Source organism: Psychroflexus curvus (assembly GCF_020164585.1).
GTDB classification, from domain to species: Bacteria; Bacteroidota; Bacteroidia; order Flavobacteriales; family Flavobacteriaceae; genus Psychroflexus; species Psychroflexus curvus.
Genome location: NZ_JAIQZF010000001.1, coordinates 179,768 through 198,320 on the forward strand (window position 1 = coordinate 179,768; position 18,553 = coordinate 198,320).

19 protein-coding genes and 1 pseudogene are annotated in these 18,553 nt (G+C 36.7%); 9 read left to right on the forward strand and 11 right to left on the reverse strand.

The window, feature by feature from the left end; translation table 11 throughout:
- Window positions 1–60: 60 nt before the first annotated feature.
- Window positions 61–522, forward strand: a complete 462-nt coding sequence (locus LB450_RS00730; RefSeq protein WP_224485911.1) for a YehS family protein — start codon at window positions 61–63, stop codon at window positions 520–522.
- 46 nt (window positions 523–568) lie between these two features.
- Here the strand turns inward: LB450_RS00730 and LB450_RS00735 are convergent, their stop codons facing one another.
- The 4 genes from LB450_RS00735 to LB450_RS00750 form a co-directional block, all read right to left on the reverse strand.
- On the reverse strand, window positions 569–1,075 hold the full coding sequence (locus tag LB450_RS00735; protein ID WP_224485912.1) for a DinB family protein: 507 nt from the start codon (window positions 1,073–1,075) through the stop codon (window positions 569–571).
- A complete protein-coding gene (locus tag LB450_RS00740; protein WP_224485913.1) occupies window positions 1,068–1,295 on the reverse strand; it encodes a VF530 family protein in 228 nt (75 codons plus the stop codon). The genes LB450_RS00735 and LB450_RS00740 overlap by 8 nt, the downstream gene beginning before the upstream one ends.
- Before the next feature lie 11 nt (window positions 1,296–1,306).
- Entirely contained in the window at window positions 1,307–2,569 is a 1,263-nt protein-coding gene (locus LB450_RS00745; RefSeq protein ID WP_224485914.1) for a DEAD/DEAH box helicase, read from the reverse strand.
- 187 nt (window positions 2,570–2,756) lie between these two features.
- The gene (locus LB450_RS00750) at window positions 2,757–3,686 is read right to left on the reverse strand and encodes a phospholipase A (RefSeq protein ID WP_224485915.1); all 930 of its coding nucleotides are present in this window, start codon (window positions 3,684–3,686) and stop codon (window positions 2,757–2,759) included.
- Between the two features lie 165 nt (window positions 3,687–3,851).
- Here LB450_RS00750 and LB450_RS00755 point away from each other — a divergent pair, with 165 nt between their 5' ends.
- From LB450_RS00755 to LB450_RS00765, 3 genes are read left to right on the forward strand one after another with little or no spacing between them, the layout of a single operon-like run.
- Entirely contained in the window at window positions 3,852–4,457 is a 606-nt protein-coding gene (locus LB450_RS00755; protein WP_262902888.1) for a SatD family protein, read from the forward strand.
- Window positions 4,454–5,170 carry a DUF3307 domain-containing protein gene (locus LB450_RS00760; protein WP_224485916.1) on the forward strand — a complete coding sequence of 239 codons (717 nt, stop codon included), beginning with the start codon at window positions 4,454–4,456 and terminating at the stop codon, window positions 5,168–5,170. The genes LB450_RS00755 and LB450_RS00760 overlap by 4 nt, the downstream gene beginning before the upstream one ends.
- 56 nt (window positions 5,171–5,226) lie before the next feature.
- Window positions 5,227–6,009: a dienelactone hydrolase family protein gene (locus LB450_RS00765; RefSeq protein ID WP_224485917.1), complete on the forward strand. Its 783-nt coding sequence runs from the start codon at window positions 5,227–5,229 to the stop codon at window positions 6,007–6,009.
- Window positions 6,010–6,295: 286 nt separating this feature from the next.
- On the opposite strand, the gene LB450_RS00770 is transcribed toward LB450_RS00765, so the two are convergent.
- Complete coding sequence (locus tag LB450_RS00770) at window positions 6,296–6,682, reverse strand: DUF2784 family protein (RefSeq protein WP_224485918.1); 387 nt, start codon at window positions 6,680–6,682, stop codon at window positions 6,296–6,298.
- Between the two features lie 163 nt (window positions 6,683–6,845).
- Between LB450_RS00770 and LB450_RS00775 the strand changes: the two genes are divergently transcribed.
- Window positions 6,846–7,277: a nuclear transport factor 2 family protein gene (locus LB450_RS00775; RefSeq protein ID WP_224485919.1), complete on the forward strand. Its 432-nt coding sequence runs from the start codon at window positions 6,846–6,848 to the stop codon at window positions 7,275–7,277.
- A 77-nt stretch (window positions 7,278–7,354) separates the two neighbouring features.
- Here the strand turns inward: LB450_RS00775 and LB450_RS00780 are convergent, their stop codons facing one another.
- The gene (locus LB450_RS00780; RefSeq protein WP_224485920.1) at window positions 7,355–8,980 is read right to left on the reverse strand and encodes a family 16 glycosylhydrolase; all 1,626 of its coding nucleotides are present in this window, start codon (window positions 8,978–8,980) and stop codon (window positions 7,355–7,357) included.
- 280 nt (window positions 8,981–9,260) lie between these two features.
- Window positions 9,261–10,100: a glycoside hydrolase family 16 protein gene (locus LB450_RS00785; protein WP_224485921.1), complete on the reverse strand. Its 840-nt coding sequence runs from the start codon at window positions 10,098–10,100 to the stop codon at window positions 9,261–9,263.
- Between the two features lie 138 nt (window positions 10,101–10,238).
- Between LB450_RS00785 and LB450_RS00790 the strand changes: the two genes are divergently transcribed.
- From LB450_RS00790 to LB450_RS00800, 3 genes and pseudogenes are all read left to right on the forward strand, one after another.
- Entirely contained in the window at window positions 10,239–12,662 is a 2,424-nt protein-coding gene (locus tag LB450_RS00790; RefSeq protein ID WP_224485922.1) for an alpha/beta hydrolase family protein, read from the forward strand.
- Between the two features lie 357 nt (window positions 12,663–13,019).
- Window positions 13,020–13,496: pseudogene (locus tag LB450_RS00795) on the forward strand (nucleotidyltransferase substrate binding protein).
- A gap of 1 nt (window position 13,497) precedes the next feature.
- Entirely contained in the window at window positions 13,498–13,827 is a 330-nt protein-coding gene (locus LB450_RS00800) for a nucleotidyltransferase domain-containing protein (RefSeq protein WP_224485923.1), read from the forward strand.
- A 102-nt stretch (window positions 13,828–13,929) separates the two neighbouring features.
- Here the strand turns inward: LB450_RS00800 and LB450_RS00805 are convergent, their stop codons facing one another.
- The 4 genes from LB450_RS00805 to LB450_RS00820 form a co-directional block, all read right to left on the reverse strand.
- Window positions 13,930–15,006 carry an alkane 1-monooxygenase gene (locus LB450_RS00805; protein WP_224485924.1) on the reverse strand — a complete coding sequence of 359 codons (1,077 nt, stop codon included), beginning with the start codon at window positions 15,004–15,006 and terminating at the stop codon, window positions 13,930–13,932.
- A gap of 113 nt (window positions 15,007–15,119) precedes the next feature.
- Window positions 15,120–16,013 carry a lipid A-modifier LpxR family protein gene (locus LB450_RS00810; protein WP_224485925.1) on the reverse strand — a complete coding sequence of 298 codons (894 nt, stop codon included), beginning with the start codon at window positions 16,011–16,013 and terminating at the stop codon, window positions 15,120–15,122.
- Window positions 16,014–16,045: 32 nt separating this feature from the next.
- Window positions 16,046–16,294, reverse strand: coding sequence for a hypothetical protein (locus LB450_RS00815; RefSeq protein WP_224485927.1), 249 nt, complete (start codon window positions 16,292–16,294; stop codon window positions 16,046–16,048).
- A gap of 43 nt (window positions 16,295–16,337) precedes the next feature.
- Window positions 16,338–16,679 (reverse strand): acyloxyacyl hydrolase, encoded by a 342-nt coding sequence (locus tag LB450_RS00820; RefSeq protein WP_224485928.1) that lies wholly within the window; start codon window positions 16,677–16,679, stop codon window positions 16,338–16,340.
- A gap of 239 nt (window positions 16,680–16,918) precedes the next feature.
- On the opposite strand from LB450_RS00820, the gene LB450_RS00825 reads away from it, so the two are divergent.
- Window positions 16,919–17,980 carry an IS110 family RNA-guided transposase gene (locus LB450_RS00825; protein WP_224485929.1) on the forward strand — a complete coding sequence of 354 codons (1,062 nt, stop codon included), beginning with the start codon at window positions 16,919–16,921 and terminating at the stop codon, window positions 17,978–17,980.
- The last annotated feature ends 573 nt before the right edge of the window (window positions 17,981–18,553 follow it).

Genomic DNA, 18,553 nt, shown 5'->3' on the forward strand with positions numbered 1-18,553 from the left:
TTTAGAATTACCAGTTATTCTTCAGCTGGCTTCATTATTTTTGAACTATAATTTTAAACCATGACCAACAACGATGTTTTACGAAGACTCCGCTACACTTTTGAATATACCGATTCAAAAATGATGTCCTTTTTTAAACTGGCAGGGGTAGAGGTCACCAGAGCCGAGGTGAGCGACTGGTTAAAAAGCGATGAGGATGAGGCTTTTGTAGAGCTCGAAGATACCAAGTTAGCTGCTTTCCTGAATGGTCTAATCCTTGCTAACAGAGGAAAGCAAGATGGAAAAACTATAGAAAACGAAGCTTTCTTAAATAATAATGATGTTTTGAAAAAACTCAAAATCGCTTATGAATTGAAATCTGAAGACATTATTGAGTTATTTCAACTGGCAGGAAAGAAGGTAAGTAAGCACGAATTAAGTTCCTTTATGCGTCGCCCCACACAACCTCAGTACAGAGAATTGATGGACCAGTATTTAAGAAATTTCCTTTACGGACTTCAATTGAAACAGAAATCGAAATAAGTTCTTTTGAATTTACCTTAGATAAAATTAAATTTTGAAGAATATTCTAGTTGTTTAAAGCACTTACTGTTACCATTAACTGACCACTATGCCGCTGACTATGTTCTGCGGCATGGAATAAAACACCAATCCATGTTGAGGGAAGTTTTTTTCTTCCAACCGGACGAAATTCGGTTAAATCTGCATCGTTTAAAGTTTCAAAATAGAGCAGGGCTTCATTGACTTTTGCATCCAGATTTATCAATAAAACCGCTAAAGTGACTTCATCATTAGCTTTTCCTTCCTTCTTTAAATATTTAAATTGAGTCTCAGAAAGTTGTTTTTGTTGAGCATAAGTTAGCATCCTGTCAATCACACCAGTGATGTGCTGTAAATGAAAGCCAATACTCGCTCTACCAAAAGGAGTTTTCCAAAGTTTGTTTTCATCAAAATTATTAGTGTATCGATGAGCTTCTAGCTTGGTTTGCAAAAAGGCATGAGCTGCAGGTTGCAGTAATGCAGGAATACCTTCAACAGGTCCTCTAAGCCAATGTTCTGCTGCTGAATTAGCCATTAATTTCTCTTTGAAATCTGATATACAACTGTTCCACTTTAGTTCTGGCCCAGGGTGTTTTTCGCAAAAATTTTAAGCTTGATTTTATGGATGGATTTTCTTTGAAGCAACGGATATTAATTCGTTCTCCAAGGCCTTTCCATCCATAAAAAGCTTCAAGATCCACCAGGATTTGCTCCAAAGTGATGCCGTGTAAGGGGTTATTCTTTTGTGTTTCCACAGCCTTTGGGTTTAGCGTCTTGAGTTGCTGGAATTTGTTCTCGTATTTCTTGATTTATTTCCAGAAGATGGTCTCGAATTCGAAGAATTTCGAGGTTTTTTACCTCTTTGCTGTGGATTGAAAGGCTTTGTCGATGCATTTGGGTCTGGCTCAAAGCCTTCCAAAATGTCCATCGGAATTTTAGAACCAATCAGCTTCTCGATGTCTTTCAAAAACACAGTTTCATCTGCACTCACAAGAGAAATAGCAAGTCCGCTGGCACCGGCTCGTCCTGTTCTTCCAATTCGGTGAACATAATCTTCAGAAATATTTGGTAATTCGAAATTCACCACATAAGGCAGTAGAGGAATATCTAGTCCTCGCGAAGCAATGTCGGTGGCTACCAAAACTTTTACAGACCCGCTTTTAAATCCTGCAAGGGCTTTGGTTCTTGCGCCCTGACTTTTATTACCATGAATAGCCGCTGCTCCAATTTTTGCAGCTTCCAGTTTTTTAGCCAGTTTGTTAGCACCGTGTTTAGTTCTCGAAAATACCAATACCTGTTCCCAGTTTCCTTCAGAAATAAGTTTGATAAGCAAATCTGTTTTTTTCTCCTTAGCCACACGATAGACTTGCTGTTCGATAGCTTCCACAGTCGTATTTTCTGGAGTAGATTCTACTGAAACAGGATTCTTTAAAAACTCATTGGCTAATTTTCGGATATCTTTTGAAAAGGTTGCCGAAAACAATAGAGTTTGTCTTTGTTTTGGGATAAGTCCCATGATTTTTTTGATATCTCTCAAAAAGCCCATGTCCAGCATACGGTCGGCTTCATCGAGTACCAGAATTTCAACTTTGCTAAGTGAAAGTAGACCTTGATTGTTCAAATCGAGAAGTCGACCAGGTGTAGCAATTAGAATATCAACTCCGTTTCTGATGGTAGATACCTGGGATTTTTGATTGACACCGCCAAAAATAACAGTGGATCTTAAATCCACAAATTTGCTATAATCTTTCACATTTTGATGAACCTGAGCCGCCAATTCCCGGGTGGGAGTTAGAATCAAAGCTCGGATTGGTCTATTGCGTAACGGAGGCGTCTGGGATAAAATATCGAGTAGAGGTAAAGTAAAACCAGCGGTTTTACCTGTTCCTGTTTGTGCCGAGGCAAGGACGTCCTTTCCTTCCAATACTGGAGGAATCGCTTTGGCTTGAATGGGTGTTGGGGTGTCGTAACCTTGTTCGCTTACCGCTTTTACAAGGGATTCTGAGAGTCCTAATGACTTAAATGACATAAAAAGTGTTTATGAAATGACACTAATTAGATTCAGGTCATTTCTTTATTAATTTGCAAAGGTACGCTTTATAAGCTACACGGCATTTTTGAATTTTAAATTGACGGATAAATGCTTGATTTAAACTATAAACATGAACAGGTTTGGAAATTCCATCTGAATCAGATACATGTTAACGTCCTGTTTTCTACCAGTCTATAAAAGAAATGCCCAGGCCAAAAGTGGTTTGATAGTGATTGTAATCAATTAAAGTTTCGCCGTAGCCCGTAAAAGCTTGAAAATGAAATCTAAGGTTGGATTTTACAGAGTATAAATAATTGATTTCCAGGCTGCCTCTGTTTTTATCAAAATCTAAAGCGTTTTTGCCAATCACATAGAGGCTATGTTTGCCAAAATTATAAATAACATTAGCTTCCATTCGTCCAATATAATCACTTATAGCAGGATTATCATCTTTATCTGAACTCTCAATTCTTATCCAGGGTTTTAAATACAGTTGAAAATTATCTTTCTCAAAAGCTGCATGAAACATAATCCTATTCCAGCTCCTCGATCTTGGTAAATCCCTTCCATTGGATTGGTGATTCAAAGCTATTCCAGCCATTCTCAAATCAATTCCAAATAGATTCACTTTCATCGGAAAATTTACGATGACTTCCGGTTCGTAATTCAATTCACGAAAAGGCCTTGAAAGCGGGTCATTGTAGATTTGCCAATTGGCTAGTTGTGTAAATCCCAGCCAAATATCACCATGTCCAAATAAAAAAGACTGGACTAGCTTGGTTTTAATACTCAGTTGAAACTTGGTTTCAACATTGTTATAATTTTGAGCCTTCTCAAAACTATTGTCAGGATTTTCACTCTGAGGCAATTTATTGGGATTACTGGACCATCTTACAGGTAACACATAAATAGGTTTGTAAAAAGTAAGTTTAAAGGATCCATTTTTATCCTCATCGTCCAGTTCCCAGCGTTGAGACATGGTCTTCTCTATAACTTGGTCTTCATCAAACACAGACTGTGAATGAGAAATAAACGTAAATAGTAAAAATAGAGCCGAATATTTAATTTTCATGGAAAAGGTATAAGTTGCGAAAATAGAGAGAGTTAACTTCATTTTGGCTATTTTTACATCACAATTCTTTGGTAATTGTTTCAGATTTTAATTCGATGTAAACATCGAATACTTGATAATTCGATGTTAGAGTCGAATATTTAAAAATTCGGCTTTAGAGTCGAATATTACATGATTTGATACATTAGTCAAATATTTAAAGTGAACATGGTTATAACAGCTATTATTACAGGAGACATCGTTAATTCCAGAGAAGGTTCAAATTCGGACTGGCTGGAATCTTTGAAACTTGCCTTAAACCGATATGGAGATCATCTGAAAGACTGGGAGATTTACAGAGGCGATAGTTTTCAACTTAAAACAAATATTGAAAAGAGTTTAGAGGCTTGTTTTTATATAAAAGCCAGTATTAAAGAATACAATTCCCTTGACGTCAGAATGGCTATAGGGATAGGGGAATCTAATGGATCCACAGGAAAAATAACAGAAGAGCAAGGCGAGGCATTTTACAGATCCGGGCAATGTTTTGAAAACCTAAAAGCTACCAATTTAGCAATAGAAACAGGTAATAAAGAACACAATACTGTTTTAAATTTGATGCTGGAACTCGGGTTGTTAACTTTCAATTCATGGACAAGTGTAGACGCGGTCACCCTCAAAACAGCCTTAAAACATCCAGGTCATACCCAAAAAGAAATAGCTAAGAAGCTCAATAAATCGGCTAGTACAATAAGTTTTACGCTTCAAAAAACAGGCTATAAGGAAATTCTAAAGTTACTGAACTATTATAACAACTTAATCGTGAAGCCATGATAAGCACTCTGCTGAAACTATTACTTGCCCATTTTTTGGGTGATTTTGTTCTTCAGCCCTATAAATGGGTACTGAGTAAAGAACGAAAAGGAGCAGGGTCAGCATATTTTTGGTTCCACATTGGAATTCATTTCTCACTCATGTTTTTATTTACTGGCTTCAAGCTAAGTATAATGCCCGTAATTACAGGCATAGGCATTAGTCATCTTGTCATAGACCTTCTGAAAATAAAACTAAAAAATCAGGTCTCTTCCATTTATCTCTTTTTTGCAGATCAAGCTTTGCATCTGTTAGTTATTTTTATGGCTCTTGGATTTTATTTCAATATAGACTGGACTTATTCTTTAAAGTTTCAAGATAAGTGGCTGATTCTTGTTTTAGCCTTTGTGCTTATCACTTATGTTTCTGGGGTAATTATGAAAATAGTACTTTCAAAATGGGATCTTCTCGATTTTGAAGGTGAAGCTTTAGAAAAAGCCGGCTGGTATATTGGGATGTTAGAACGCTTATTTATTTTTGGATTTGTGTTTTTAGAGTATTGGGCTGGCATTGGTTTCCTGATAGCTGCTAAATCTATTTTTCGATTTAGTGATTTATCTAAATCAAAAGACAGAAAACTTACAGAATACGTTCTTATTGGTACTCTGCTGAGTTATGGCCTTGCTTTGGTCATAGCTCTGGGGAGTCTTCAGTTATGGTTTTATTTTCATTAAAGTGTTAATGCAAATAGAAAATGCAATACCTTTAGAGTATCCTAAATCTTATCCAAATGAAATCACTAATCACTCTGCTAATCTTCATGCTCACTGTTTCTGCTTTCTCACAAACCGATTTAGAAGTTCTAGAACAATCTCCCAGACATCACGAATGGGTGGAGCTAGAAAGCAATGGAAGAATTTTACACAACTTTGTTGTTTATCCTGAAGTGTCGGATAAAGCTAAAGTCTTGATCGTTATTCATGAAAACCGGGGCCTTAACGATTGGGCCAGACGTTTTGCTGACGAACTTGCAGAAAAAGGATTTATCGCTGTAGCTCCAGATTTGTTGTCAAATACTTCAGAGGAGATTTCAAAAACAAGTGATTTTGAAAATTCGGATGCCGCACGAACAGCTATTTATAACTTAGATTCTCAACAGGTTATTTCAGATTTAGATACTGCTTTTGAGTATGCCAAATCCATAGATGCTGGAACTGGAGAAGTTTCTGTCATTGGATTTTGCTGGGGTGGCTCCCAAAGTTTTAAGTATGCTACTCACAATCCAGATCTTAAGGAAGCCTTTGTATTTTATGGAACTGCACCAGCAGAAAAGGAGTTGGTCAAAATAGAGTTGCCTGTATACGGGTTTTATGGCGGAAATGATGCAAGGGTCAATTCGACAATTCCAGAAACCGAAAAACACATGAATACTCTGGGTAAATTCTATGCTTACAATATATACGAGGGTGGAGGTCATGGCTTTATGAGAAGTGGTGCCCAACCCAATGCCTCTTCAGAAAACAAATCAGCCAGACAAAAAGCCTGGGAGGATTTACTCGAGATCTTAAAATAAACTTTAAACTCAGCTCCTGAAAATCATATGATTTGAGCTGGTTAACTTAGAGCTGAGACAGGTCATATAAGCAATAATTCATCTTCACAACACCTTTTATGTTTTAAATTGATTTTGCTTGCAGCAACTTTAAATTTTTACGATATCCAACTTGATAGTTTGCTTTCATTTTAACCAGCGTCCTGAGGGATAGCTCCTTTGAATAATTTTAATTTAATCATCAATCCGAAAGACTGAAGGCTTTGTCATAACATAATCATCTGAAAACTGACTAGTTATCTTTAGCTTAATGTCTTTTCTTCCTGAAAAAATTTAGATAAACGGATAGGATGAGAGCTGCCAGTGAACACCCTAAAGTAAGTCCAACGACCACATCATCGGCTAAATGTAAATCGAAAAGCCTTTGTAAAAGGTAGCTGATATAAGATTGAGGAAGGTCAGTAACTCCTAAGGCTTTCAAAATATTAAAATGCCAGTCTGTAACGGGACAATATCCAAGTCCGTACCAGATTCCTAAAATGCCCCAGGAAGCAAATGTCAAAGCTAAGACCGCAAGGTGCCATCTTAGCAGTGGTTTGTATAACCAGGCAAAAAGATTAAACAATATCAGAAGTGAATGAAAAATCATAAAGAAATAGTCCCCCAGTTTCAATAAGAATTCATTTTCATCCATGGTTTTTAGTATTGAGAGTAAATCATCAGGATTGTCTTTTCAATCTCTTTCTAAAACTATAATTTTCTTATTTAAGTTTAAAAAATTTAAGACCATATCAGCCATAGATATGACAATATAAATACCTTAGCTTAAAAATCGAATAACACTAAAACTAAAATTTATGAAAAAAGCTACATTTATTGCTACTTTTCTATGTTTCTGCTTTTGGCCAATCAATGCTCAAACTTCAAACGACGTCGTCAATTCTTTTTTTGAGGCGTTGAATTCTAAAAATCCTGACCTATTGAATGATTTATGTCTAGAAGATATGAAACTTCATTCTTTATCTCTTGGTAAGGATATGGTGCTCACCTCCCAGAGCAAACAGGGTTTTATTGAAGGCATAAAATCCATTCCCAAAGAGACTACTATTTTTGAAAAGATAACATCAACAGAAGCCATAGTCAAAGAACATTTAGCTCAATATACCTTGCCCTACCTATTTTATGTCAATGATAAACTTTCACATTCAGGAACCAATGTCATCACCTTACTAAAAACTGATGATGGCTGGAAAATAAGTTATATCGCAGATACCCGGGAGAGACCCTGATTATTATTCTGAATTATAAAAGGGAGTTGAAACTCAGTTTCAACTCCCTTTTATAATTTAAATACTAAGATTAAAGCTTAGTGTTTAATGACTTTATAGGTCTGATTGTTATTAGCTCCTCTTTGTTTAAAGAGATAGACACCAGAAGACCAGCCTGACATGTCAATTTTTGTTTGTTGATTTTTCAGCTCATAAACTTCAATCAGTTGGCCCTGAATAGTATAGATTTCAAGGCGCTGATCTGAGCTCGCAATTGGTTTCATGACCGTTGTAAACTGGTTTACAGGATTTGGAGCAATATTAAGTTTAGATGCCGAAGACACATCATCGGTTCCCAGCGAACTTTCCTGGTAGACTCTTACGTAATCTATTTCAAAAGTACTCTGATTGAAATCAGGATCTATATTAGGCTCTATTGCTGTATTCAATAAAATATACTGATTCTCCGTAAAAGGCCATGTTTCGTCATTTCTTACATTTGGCTCATAGGTATAATGAACGTCTCCATCAACTGCAAAAACCATACGGTCCTCGTACCAGTCCAAAGTATAGGTATGAAATGCTGTTGAAGCAGTTGAAATGGTTTGGCCTCCGTGATTTATCGTTCCACCGTAACTTGATGGGGTATGCATGGCACTTTGTACAAAGTTTTGTTTGGTTCCCCAATGCTCCATAATGTCAACTTCCCCGCATTCTGGCCAGGGCGTATTCCCAAAACCTTGTTCATTCCAATACCCACCGTTTTCAGAAATGTTTTGTCCTAACATCCAGATGGCAGGCCAGGTGCCAGCACCTGTTGGTAGTTTAGCTCTGACTTCGACGCGACCGTAGGTAAAAGCAAATTTTGAATTCAATCTTGCTGAAGTATATTCTTTAGTGACGTCCTGATTATAATAGGTTTCTTTTTTAGCCACCAGATGCATGATGCCATCTTCAACATAAGTATTTTCTTGTCTATCTGTATAATGCTGTAATTCTCCGTTGAACCATGAACTTCCATTAGGGAGTCTGGTTTGGTGAAACCATTTGTTGGAGTCTAAAGCCCCATTGGTATTAAATTCATCAGACCAGACTAATTCATCATATATAGGGTCATTTGGGTTAGGTTCTTCTGCAGGAGCTTCACCTCCATCAAAATAAAAATTATCGATGTAGGCTATCACTTCATCAGTGTTATTTTCACCATTTACTTGTAGCACCACCCGGTTGAAGTCAGTTCTGGATAAGGGATCCGGTGAATTTGGATCCAAATTGACATAGTCATCTGTCGCAAAATCAAAAGTTACGGTTTGCCACTGGTCCAAAACTATGGGTTTTATAATTTCAGATTGATCTGACCAAGGCTGACTCTGATTCTTATTTTGAAGTTTTAGTGAGATTTGATTAGTCTGATTTCCGGTTATGCTGGAGGAGGGAACATATATGTCTAAACTAAAAGGTGTGTTTTGCTCTAAAATAATGAGATCGGAACTATCAAAACCAATGTTTGCAAATTCACCACTACCATTATCATCATATTTTAGCACCTTAGAGGAAGGGTTTTGCGTAACGGAATAGGGGTTGTTAAAATCTATATCCATTTGAACGTTATCTGCATACCAGGTGGTAATGGTAGAATTCCCTTCAAAATTATCTCTGAGTAATTGTGAAAAGGAATTAAAACTCGTTAATGCAACTAAGGTTACAAGTAAATATTTAAGCATGTTTTTTTTAGGGATAATATACTTATACTTTAAGTTTTTTAAATAAAGTGAATTGTTAAAAATTAGAGATTCTGTTGTTTGAAGAAAAGCTTTCTCAGTTTTAATTTTTAAAATAGCAGTGTTTAACCTATTTCTATTTTCATTACAGTTTAGTCTGCTGATGAAGTTGCGGTTAGTTGTTTTGAAGCTTAAATTCAAAAAATTCAACCCTTAGGACTGTATGTTTTGTAAATATGCAATGACTCACTCTGTTTTGATAGAAAAACTTATTCCGTTGCCTTTATTGATAAACCCTAACATAGTCAATTTCTAAAGCATCTTCGCTGAAATCTTCTGAGATAGTTGGCTCTATAGCCGTGTTTAGCAAAATGAATTGTTCTTTGGTGTAGGGCCATGTTTTTGGGTTCTTGTTCTGAGGATTATACACGTAGTGCACTTTACCATCAACTGCAAAAACGATACGGTCCTCATACCACTCCATTGAGTAGGTATGAAATTCTGAAGAAACATCAGGGATGGTTTGTCCAGCGTGATTTATGGTTCCTCCATGGCTGGAAGGGGTATGCATTGCACTTTGTACAAAGTTTTGATTATTTCCCCAGTGTTCCATGATATCGATCTCTCCGCAAGCTGGCCAGGCTGTGGTTCCAAAGCCTTTTTTATACCAATACCCTCCTGGTTCCTGGATGTTTTTCCCAACCATCCATATAGCAGGCCAGGTACCAACTCCTGAAGGTAATTTTGCTTTAACTTCTACACGACCATAGGTGAAAGCAAATTTAGAATTTAACCGAGCAGAGGTATATTCTTTGGTGACACCTTGATCTGTGAATGTCTCTCTTTTAGCAACCAAATACATGACACCATCATCTACATAGGTATTTTCTAGTCTGTCTGTGTAATGTTGAATTTCATCATTATACCAGGAACCACCTCCGGGTAATTTGGTTTGATGGAACCATTTTTCAGAATCAACAGCCCCATCAGAGTTAAATTCATCTGACCAGACTAATCTATCATAAACAGGGTCGTTTGTATTTGCAAAAGACTCTTTAGATTGCTGGGATAATAAAGTAAAACTTACAAATAACACTAGTATGGAAACTGAAAACCTGGTCATATATTTTTTTTCGCAATATATTTATACGGATGAGTTTAAATTAAAACAGCTTGTTAAAACTTAACTGATGATGACTTTTTTTAATTTGATTATTAGGTACAGATTGTCTAGTTTTAGGCACACAAAATTCAAAAATTCATGAAGAAAATAATTTTATTAGTATGTGCTCTTCTGCCAATGTTGAGCATGAGTCAAATCGATCTCAATTATCAAAAACCACACGAAAACATTTTAGAATTAGCCGATGTACCCATGCCACCGAGTATGAGCACCAGTCCGGATGCCGATAAGGCTTTGCTCATCTACAGAAATCAATATAAAACTATACAGGATCTGGCGGAAGAAGAATTAAGGCTTGCAGGTTTAAGGATAAACCCCAAAACCAATATTTCAAGCCGAACTCGATTTTATGTGAATTTGAAATTATTCGATCCCTTGCAAAAGCTGGAATCAGACATAAAAAACCTTCCTTCCAACCCCAAAATTTCAAATATAAACTGGTCTCCAAATTACAATTACATAGCCTTTACCAACACAACAGATGCCGGAAACGAGTTGTGGGTTATAGATTATGAAGAAAAAACTGCAAGCCAGCTCACTTCGACGATTGTCAATGGGAATATGGGAACGACACTTGCGTGGCTGCCAGATGAATCTGCCATTTTGGTCAAAACCTTACCAGCTAACAGGCCAGACCTTATCAACACAGATAACAAAGTACCAACAGGTCCAACGGTTTCTGTCAACGAAGCTGGAGTGGAAGCTCAAAACAGAACCTATCAGGATTTGCTTAAAAATAATGATGACGAATTCAATTTTGAAGTTTTAGCGACCTCAGAAATTCATAAAGTGGATTTGGAAGGTAACAAGAGCCTTTGGAAGCCTGCTGCCATGTATGGTCGTATGTCTATATCTCCGGATGGTCACTATGTTATGATTTCTGAAATTAAGAAGCCATTTTCCTACATCGTCACTTACGGTAGGTTTCCAACATCGCACCGAGTGTATGAACTAGATGGAGACTTAGCCTATACCATAGCAGATTTACCTCTTATGGAAGAAATGCCGAAAGGCTTTATGTCAACAAGCACAGGTCCAAGAAGAATGTCCTGGAGAGACGACCAGCCCGCAACTTTAGTTTGGGTGGAAGCTTTAGATGGTGGAGATGCCAATAAAGAGGTAGATTTTAGAGATGAGGTTTTTCAGCTTAAAGCGCCTTTTAAGGGTGAAAAGAAAGCCCTTGCCAGGACCAGGCTTAGATATTCAGGTATCGATTGGGGCAATAGGACTACAGCTGTTATTTATGAGTACTGGTGGAACACAAGAACCAGTAAAACGAGTATATTCAATCCTTCCAAGCCCAAAGCAGATCCAGTAGTTTTCAATGAAAGAAATTACCAAAACACTTACGATGATCCGGGAGATTTTGTAAAAACTAAAAATAAATGGAATCAATCGGTATTGCAAATCCTGGATAATAACCTGATTCTTACCGGAGCTGGCTACTCAGATGAAGGCAAATTTCCTTTTGTAGATTATTACAATTTAAAGACAAACAAAACCAGACGTGTCTTTCAAGTGGAAGAATCTGACAAGCTGGAATCTTTTGTAAAGATGATTGATGCCGAAAAAGGTCTTATGCTTACAAGATTAGAAAGCAGTAATGATTATCCTAACTATTACATCAGGAATTATAAAAAGGGAAGTCTGGAGCAAATCACTGACTTCAAAAATCCATTTAAAGCTATTCAGAATGTTCATAAAGAAGTGATTACTTATAAGCGGGACGATGGTCTGGAACTTTCGGCTACCTTATACTTGCCCGTAGGCTATGATATGGATAGTAAAGAGAAAAAACCTATGATTATGTGGGCTTATCCGCGTGAATACAAGGATAAAAACAGTGCTTCACAGGTGACTTCCAATTCCAAAGAATTCACCTATCCTTATTATGGTTCTCCTATTTATTGGGTGAATAGAGGTTATGTCGTCTTGGATGATGCCGCATTTCCAATTATTGGAGTAGGCGATGAGCAGCCAAATGACACCTTCAAAACTCAACTGGTAGCCAATGCCAAAGCTGCGATTGATGCAGTAGATGAACTGGGCTATATCGACAGAAATAAAGTAGCTGTTGGCGGGCATAGTTACGGAGCTTTTATGACAGCCAATCTGTTGTCACATTCAGATTTATTTGCAGCGGGAATTGCGCGTAGTGGTGCTTACAACAGAACCTTAACCCCTTTTGGCTTCCAGTCTGAAGAGCGAAATTATTGGGAAGCGCCGGAAGTGTATAACACCATGTCGCCGTTTATGAATGCTCATAAAATGAAAACCCCTTTATTGCTCATTCACGGTCAGGCCGACAATAATTCCGGGACTTATCCCATGCAAAGTGAGCGTTATTTCAATGCGCTCAAAGGTCTTGGCGCGCCAGCCAGATTGGTGATGTTACCAAAGGAAAGTCATGGGTATGCTGCCAAAGAAAGCATCATGCACATGTTGTGGGAGCAAGACCAATGGCTTGAGAAATATGTTAAAAACAGAGAGATAGAGGAGTAGAGTTTCTTCTGATTTTATTTAAAGAGAGGGCCAGGAGTTTTACTTCTGGTCTTTGTTGTGTACAGCCCACGAATTAATTGGTGAGCTTTGATACAAAAGATGTTATGAAAAAACCCTTTTAGGGGTTTAATTTAATAAAAAAGAATGGTTTGATGTTTTTAGGGATTTCAAAAAAGCCAGTCATATTTCTTTGTATATTAGATGATGAACTAAAAGATGAAAGTTAATACTAAGAATGAATAGGCTTTTACACAAAAAGTATCCTTTTAAATTTTCTAATGATTCTGACTTAACAACAGAGTGATACGAATTAAATTTAAAATTATACAGAATACCAAAAAATTAATTAAAAATATAATGGATAAAGACGTGAGGTTGGAACAGCGATTTTCAAATTTTTTGAAAGCACTACACAAAATTTCACAAGCAGTTGAATACATCAAACATAATTTGATTGATGAGGTTAATCCTGAAGATGATATAGACAATGCTCAGGTGTCAGAGGAAATAATTAAGGAGGGATTAATACAGCGATTTGAGTATACTCACGAATTGGCTTGGAACGTGATGAAAGATTATGCTTCATACCAAGGTATTGTAAATGTAGCAGGGAGTAGAGATGCGACAAGGGAAGCTTTTTAATTAAAACTAGTCTCAAACGGGAAGATTTGGATGTATATGATTGGAAGCCGAAACCAAACTTCACACACCTACAATGAAGAAACAGCTAATGAGATTTATTCTAAAATAATGAAAGCATATTATCCAGCTTTTTTAGAATTTAAAAATATAATGGAGTCCAAAAAAAACAGTGACCAAGGAAAACTTTTATAAAATGAAAAATTCAGGCTTAACTAAGGAAGAAATTTCAGATATTGAAACAGTCTTTTCAAAATACTCTGAAGTAGAAGAAGTATTGATTTATGGCTCAAGAGCAATGGGTAACTTTAAACCGGCTTCAGACATTGATCTTAGCCTTAAAGGAAAAGAAATTGATTTGAGTTTACAAACAGAAATAGAATTTGATTTAGACGATTTGATGTTGCCTTACAAATTTGATATTACCATATATGATAAAATTACAAATCCAGAATTTCTTGAACATATAAATAGAGTAGGTGAGAGAATTTATAAGAGAAAGCAACATACTTACACTACTGTATAGCTTTGTTGATGTGTAGAAAACCTCTTTATGTGTTTAACCCTAAACTTATAAGATTCAGGTGAACTCTGATAAATTCAGTAGAAAACCAGAAAGTGTAAGATTCTAAGCAGCTTTTAAGGGTTCTTGAGTTGCTAATTCTCTCATATCTTTAGGGATTTTGGGATTCATGAGCGCAAACCAAAGCGGGGGGACGAAAGCAATGAGAATACTGGTAGGGTACCCGTAGGGGAGTTCCGGACTGGTAGAATAGTAATCCAATAATTGATACTTTTTACTGGCTCTGTAATGATGATCGCTGTGTCTGGTGAGTTCGTAAAGCAGAATTCTGCCCAGTAAATGGTTTGAATTCCAGGAATGAATTTCCTTAACAGGATAGTATCGGCCACTTTTGCGTTGTTTTCTCAATAGGCCATAATGCTCAATATAATTGATGCTTTCCAACAATAAGAACCCTACCATGCCCATGCTTATTGCTAAAGCAGCGGTTTGCCAAGAAAAAATTATGAATAAAAGACTGATATAAACGAATTGTAAGATTGTATTGATTAGCATCGAATTATGTAGAGCCCAGAATTTTTGATTTTTGGAGTTGAGTAAATGTTTTTGCAAGCGCCAGGCGTTTTTATACTGACGTGTGGATGAGGTGAACCAAAAAGAAAATACACTTTGATTGAGTCTGGCAGTTGCCGGATCTTCTGGTGTAGATACTTTAGCGTGATGTCCGAAATTATGCTCAGTGGTAAAATGGGTGTAATGGGAGGGAAGCAGCAGCAATTTGGCTACCAACTGGCTACATTTGTTTTCTCTGTGTCCCAACTCATGGGCGACATTGATGCCATTACTACCGAGTACAATACCGACACTTATGACTAAACCGATAATTTGAGTTGATGTCAGCTCATTAAATTCTATCGAAAATAAAGCAAAACCCAGAATAAAATACACCAAGGGTAAATTGAAATACAATAGCCAGTCAAAAAACGGATGAGTTGCCTTTGAACTTTTATCGGTCTTGGATAAGTTTTGAGTTAGTTGAGGAGTGAACAACTCCAAAACGGGTACGACACCAAAGGTTAGGATAGGTGTGAGGTAGCTTAACTGAGCTGGGTAGAATACTCCCAAAATCGCACACAAGGGGATGAGATAAGCGGTTAAGTATTTTAAATCGACAAAACGCATCTATAATCTCATTTGAACTTAATAAGCATCTAATTTAAAGAAAATTATGACAACGTCACTCATTAGAGGTGAAGTTATCATTGAAAATGAACGCCTGGTAAATTCAGCAGGGATTAAAAATAGTGAGATACGGTTATGCCAACGAAAGAATGCGAAGCAGCCTCAGGTGTCTCTTTGCTGTTGAGGTTATAGGTGAATTCAAGGCTCTTTGTTTTCCAGCGGTAAAACCCTTTCAGTTTTAGTAAAAGCTTATGGTGAATAAGGGAACTGGTAAACGCCGCTTGTTTGTTCCAAAGTCCACCTTCTATGAGACTGTTGTGAAACACATATTGATAGAAGCCACCAATACTTAAAAACCATTCTTTATCCTGATGCCGTGCTAATCCAGTTAGTGAATTTTGATTAAACTTAGAATGGCTCCCCCAAAACAACCCAAGTCCTTGTTCTATGAAGGTAGTTTTGGTTCCTAAAGAAGCTGAAGATTTGATGAATACTGCATTGTTGAAAAAGCCCTTTCTATAGCTAGCCGTAGCATCCGCATGAAACCGATTGGGAATTTGCAGGTGCCAGCTTGGTAATTGTTCTCCTATCAATTCATGGTAACTGCGCTGTACTTTGCCTCCATAGGCTTGAGGACCTGTTATTCCTGTTTCCAGTTGTGCGGTCCAGATTTGAGATTCCGCTGCTTTGGCGAACTTTGTTTTTAAAAACAGCCAGCCTGCAAAGGGTCTATCGAAGCGAGTCGTATCTGGCCTGCTCTTTTTAGTGGGCGTGTAGATGTTTTGACCTAGTGTAAATGTAAGGCTCGTATAATCCTCGGGTGTAGAGTTGAGCCGAGTTGATATTTCAAAATGATTTCCGGCTGAATACTGCTTATCGGTTAAAAAATAAAGATCATTGTCATGTGTAAACCGAATGGCTTGATCTAAGACCTGAGCACAGGAAGCTGAAGAAAGCAGCACTACACAAGAAAAAAGAATTAAAGATTTGAGCAAAACTAAATTCAATATTAAAATTTAAAGGAGATTTTTACTTACGGTTAGCGCCTTTCATTTGGCTTTCTAGTGAGAACGAAATACAGCACATATAACCAGCTAAAAATCCCGTGTAAAAAGGCCAGTAAAACCGATTTATTTCTTTCCCAGGAAGTGACAGCAGCTAGAACGGTTCCGAGACCAATTCCTCCGCTTATGGCAGAGTTTCTAAATTCATTGTGCGCATCGTTGTGACTGAAGCAGTCTAAAGTGAATACAAATATTAAGATGAGTGCTAAAGTGATTTTATTCATAAAGGCAGTTATTTATTTCGATTTAAATACAATAATAGTCTTATTATTTTAGTTGATACGACATTCCAGATTCAATCCCAACACTATTATGGCCATTGTTAGGTAAATAAAGGTTAGCATTGGAATTGTGCCTGAAGCTAAGCCGCACATCAAATAAAAGTCGATTTTGCCTATAGGATAGACCAAAACCTAATACGTTAGAAAATGCAAAACCCTTTCTCAACCGTTCCGTTCCTAAATTTGAAACCATAGGACCAACACTTCCCACTGCATAAGTGCTAAAAGATTCTGTTATCTCATAGCGTAAAACTAAACCGATGTGTAAGGCATATTCCTGAAAGGACTTCAATCTTAAAAACTCCTGGAGTTGTGCTTCAGTATCCAACGGACTCCTATGTTTGCTTTTGGAATAAATTTTTAGTTTTACAAATATAAGTGAAAGAGGATAAGAGTCAACCGATGGCTAGATAATCATAAGATATATCGACCGATAGATATGACCTTATCCTTTTATATCTCGTAGAGTTTGAACAGAGTGTAAGGAACCTTAACGGTATCCAGAATATCCAACCAGGAGAAAAGACGAACAGATATTTTTCACTTTTAATTTTAAAAATTGAACATGTGAAAAAAGTTTTAAAGGAAGTTGCAGGTATTGATGTAGCTCAAATGGAATTAGTTGTATCTCTAGGAAGTCTCTATGAGAATTTGGACATTGAAATCATATCGTATAAAGTATTTAAAAATACTGACAATGGTATAAAATCTTTGATCGGTTGGGTAGCTAGCAACAGTAATAATGCAGATAGTGTTAGATATGTCATGGAAGCTACCGGAGTTTATCATGAAAAACTCGCCTATACCCTTGATGAAAGTGGTTTTGATTTAAGTGTTGTATTGCCTAATAAGATTAGTAATTTTTTTAGGACATTGGACATAAACACTATTACTGATAAGACAGCATCTCAAGCTATAATGAGGTTCGGTCTTGAACGTAAGCTAGATAACTGGAATCGTCCGAAAGAGGCTTATAGACAGCTCAAGCAATTAACCCGAGAGCGTGATCAAATAGTAGATCAGAGATCAATGGTCAAAAATCAGCTACACGCAGAAAAAGCAGAAGCTGTGCCAAACGAAAGAAGTCTAAAACGCATTGCAAAGAGAATCGAATTTCTCAACGGGCAAGAGAAAGAAATCAAAAAGGATATAGCATCATTGCTAAAGGATTATCCAGATATTATGGAAAGAGTAAAGAATATATGCACTATACCTGGCGTGGGAGAGCTCACCGCGGTCATAATATTAGCTGAGACTAATGGGTTCGAGCTAATAAGGAATAAAAAACAGTTGACTGGTTATGCGGGGCTGGATGTTAGGGAAAAACAATCAGGTACATCTGTAAAGGGTAAACCGCGAATATCAAAAAAAGGAAATAGGCATCTTAGAAAATCATTGCATCTACCTTCTCTGTCATCCGTTAAGTATAATAAATCTCATAGAGAACTATATGCGAGAATAGTTGCCAAAAGCGGGATTAAAATGAAAGCACTGATAGCTGTTCAAAGAAAAATGCTAGAACTTATATTTGTAGTAGATAAGAATAAAACTGAGTTTGACAATGATCACCAACAAAAAAGGACACTAGATGCAAATGCAGAAAGTATCCCTTTACAGACTAGCTTGTAGCCGTCTTGAATAACAAAAATAATAAAATAAAAGAGAAAACCTCTTGTTAGTTAACACAGAATCTATCGGGTTTGATGAAATATTTGTTAAGCAATTGATGTTCAGAAAAATACAAGCTGGGCTCCACAAGAAGCTCATAAATAAATCTTTTATGGGCTAATTGATAATTTATCTGAAGTTTAAAAAACTCAGTAGTATATAAATAATTTGGATTATTAAAAGGAAACCTATCCTGAGCAGCCTGACCATAATTTAACCCTAAATAAAATGGTTTGCTGTTTTTTCTACTTTCCTGAGAAAAGCTTATTAAGCTGAAAATCATGAAGTAAAGAACAAGATGGAATCTCATAGTTTAAATATAAGGTGTCAATCAAATAACGAATAACGATTAACGATTGACGATTTACGATTGATGATTAACGATTATCGAATAACGAATACTGAATAACGAATAACGAATAATGATTAACGATTGACGAATAACGAATAATGAATAACGATTAACGAATAGCGATTAACGAATAATGGTTGACGATTTATGATTGATGATTAACGAATAACGAATAATTTCAC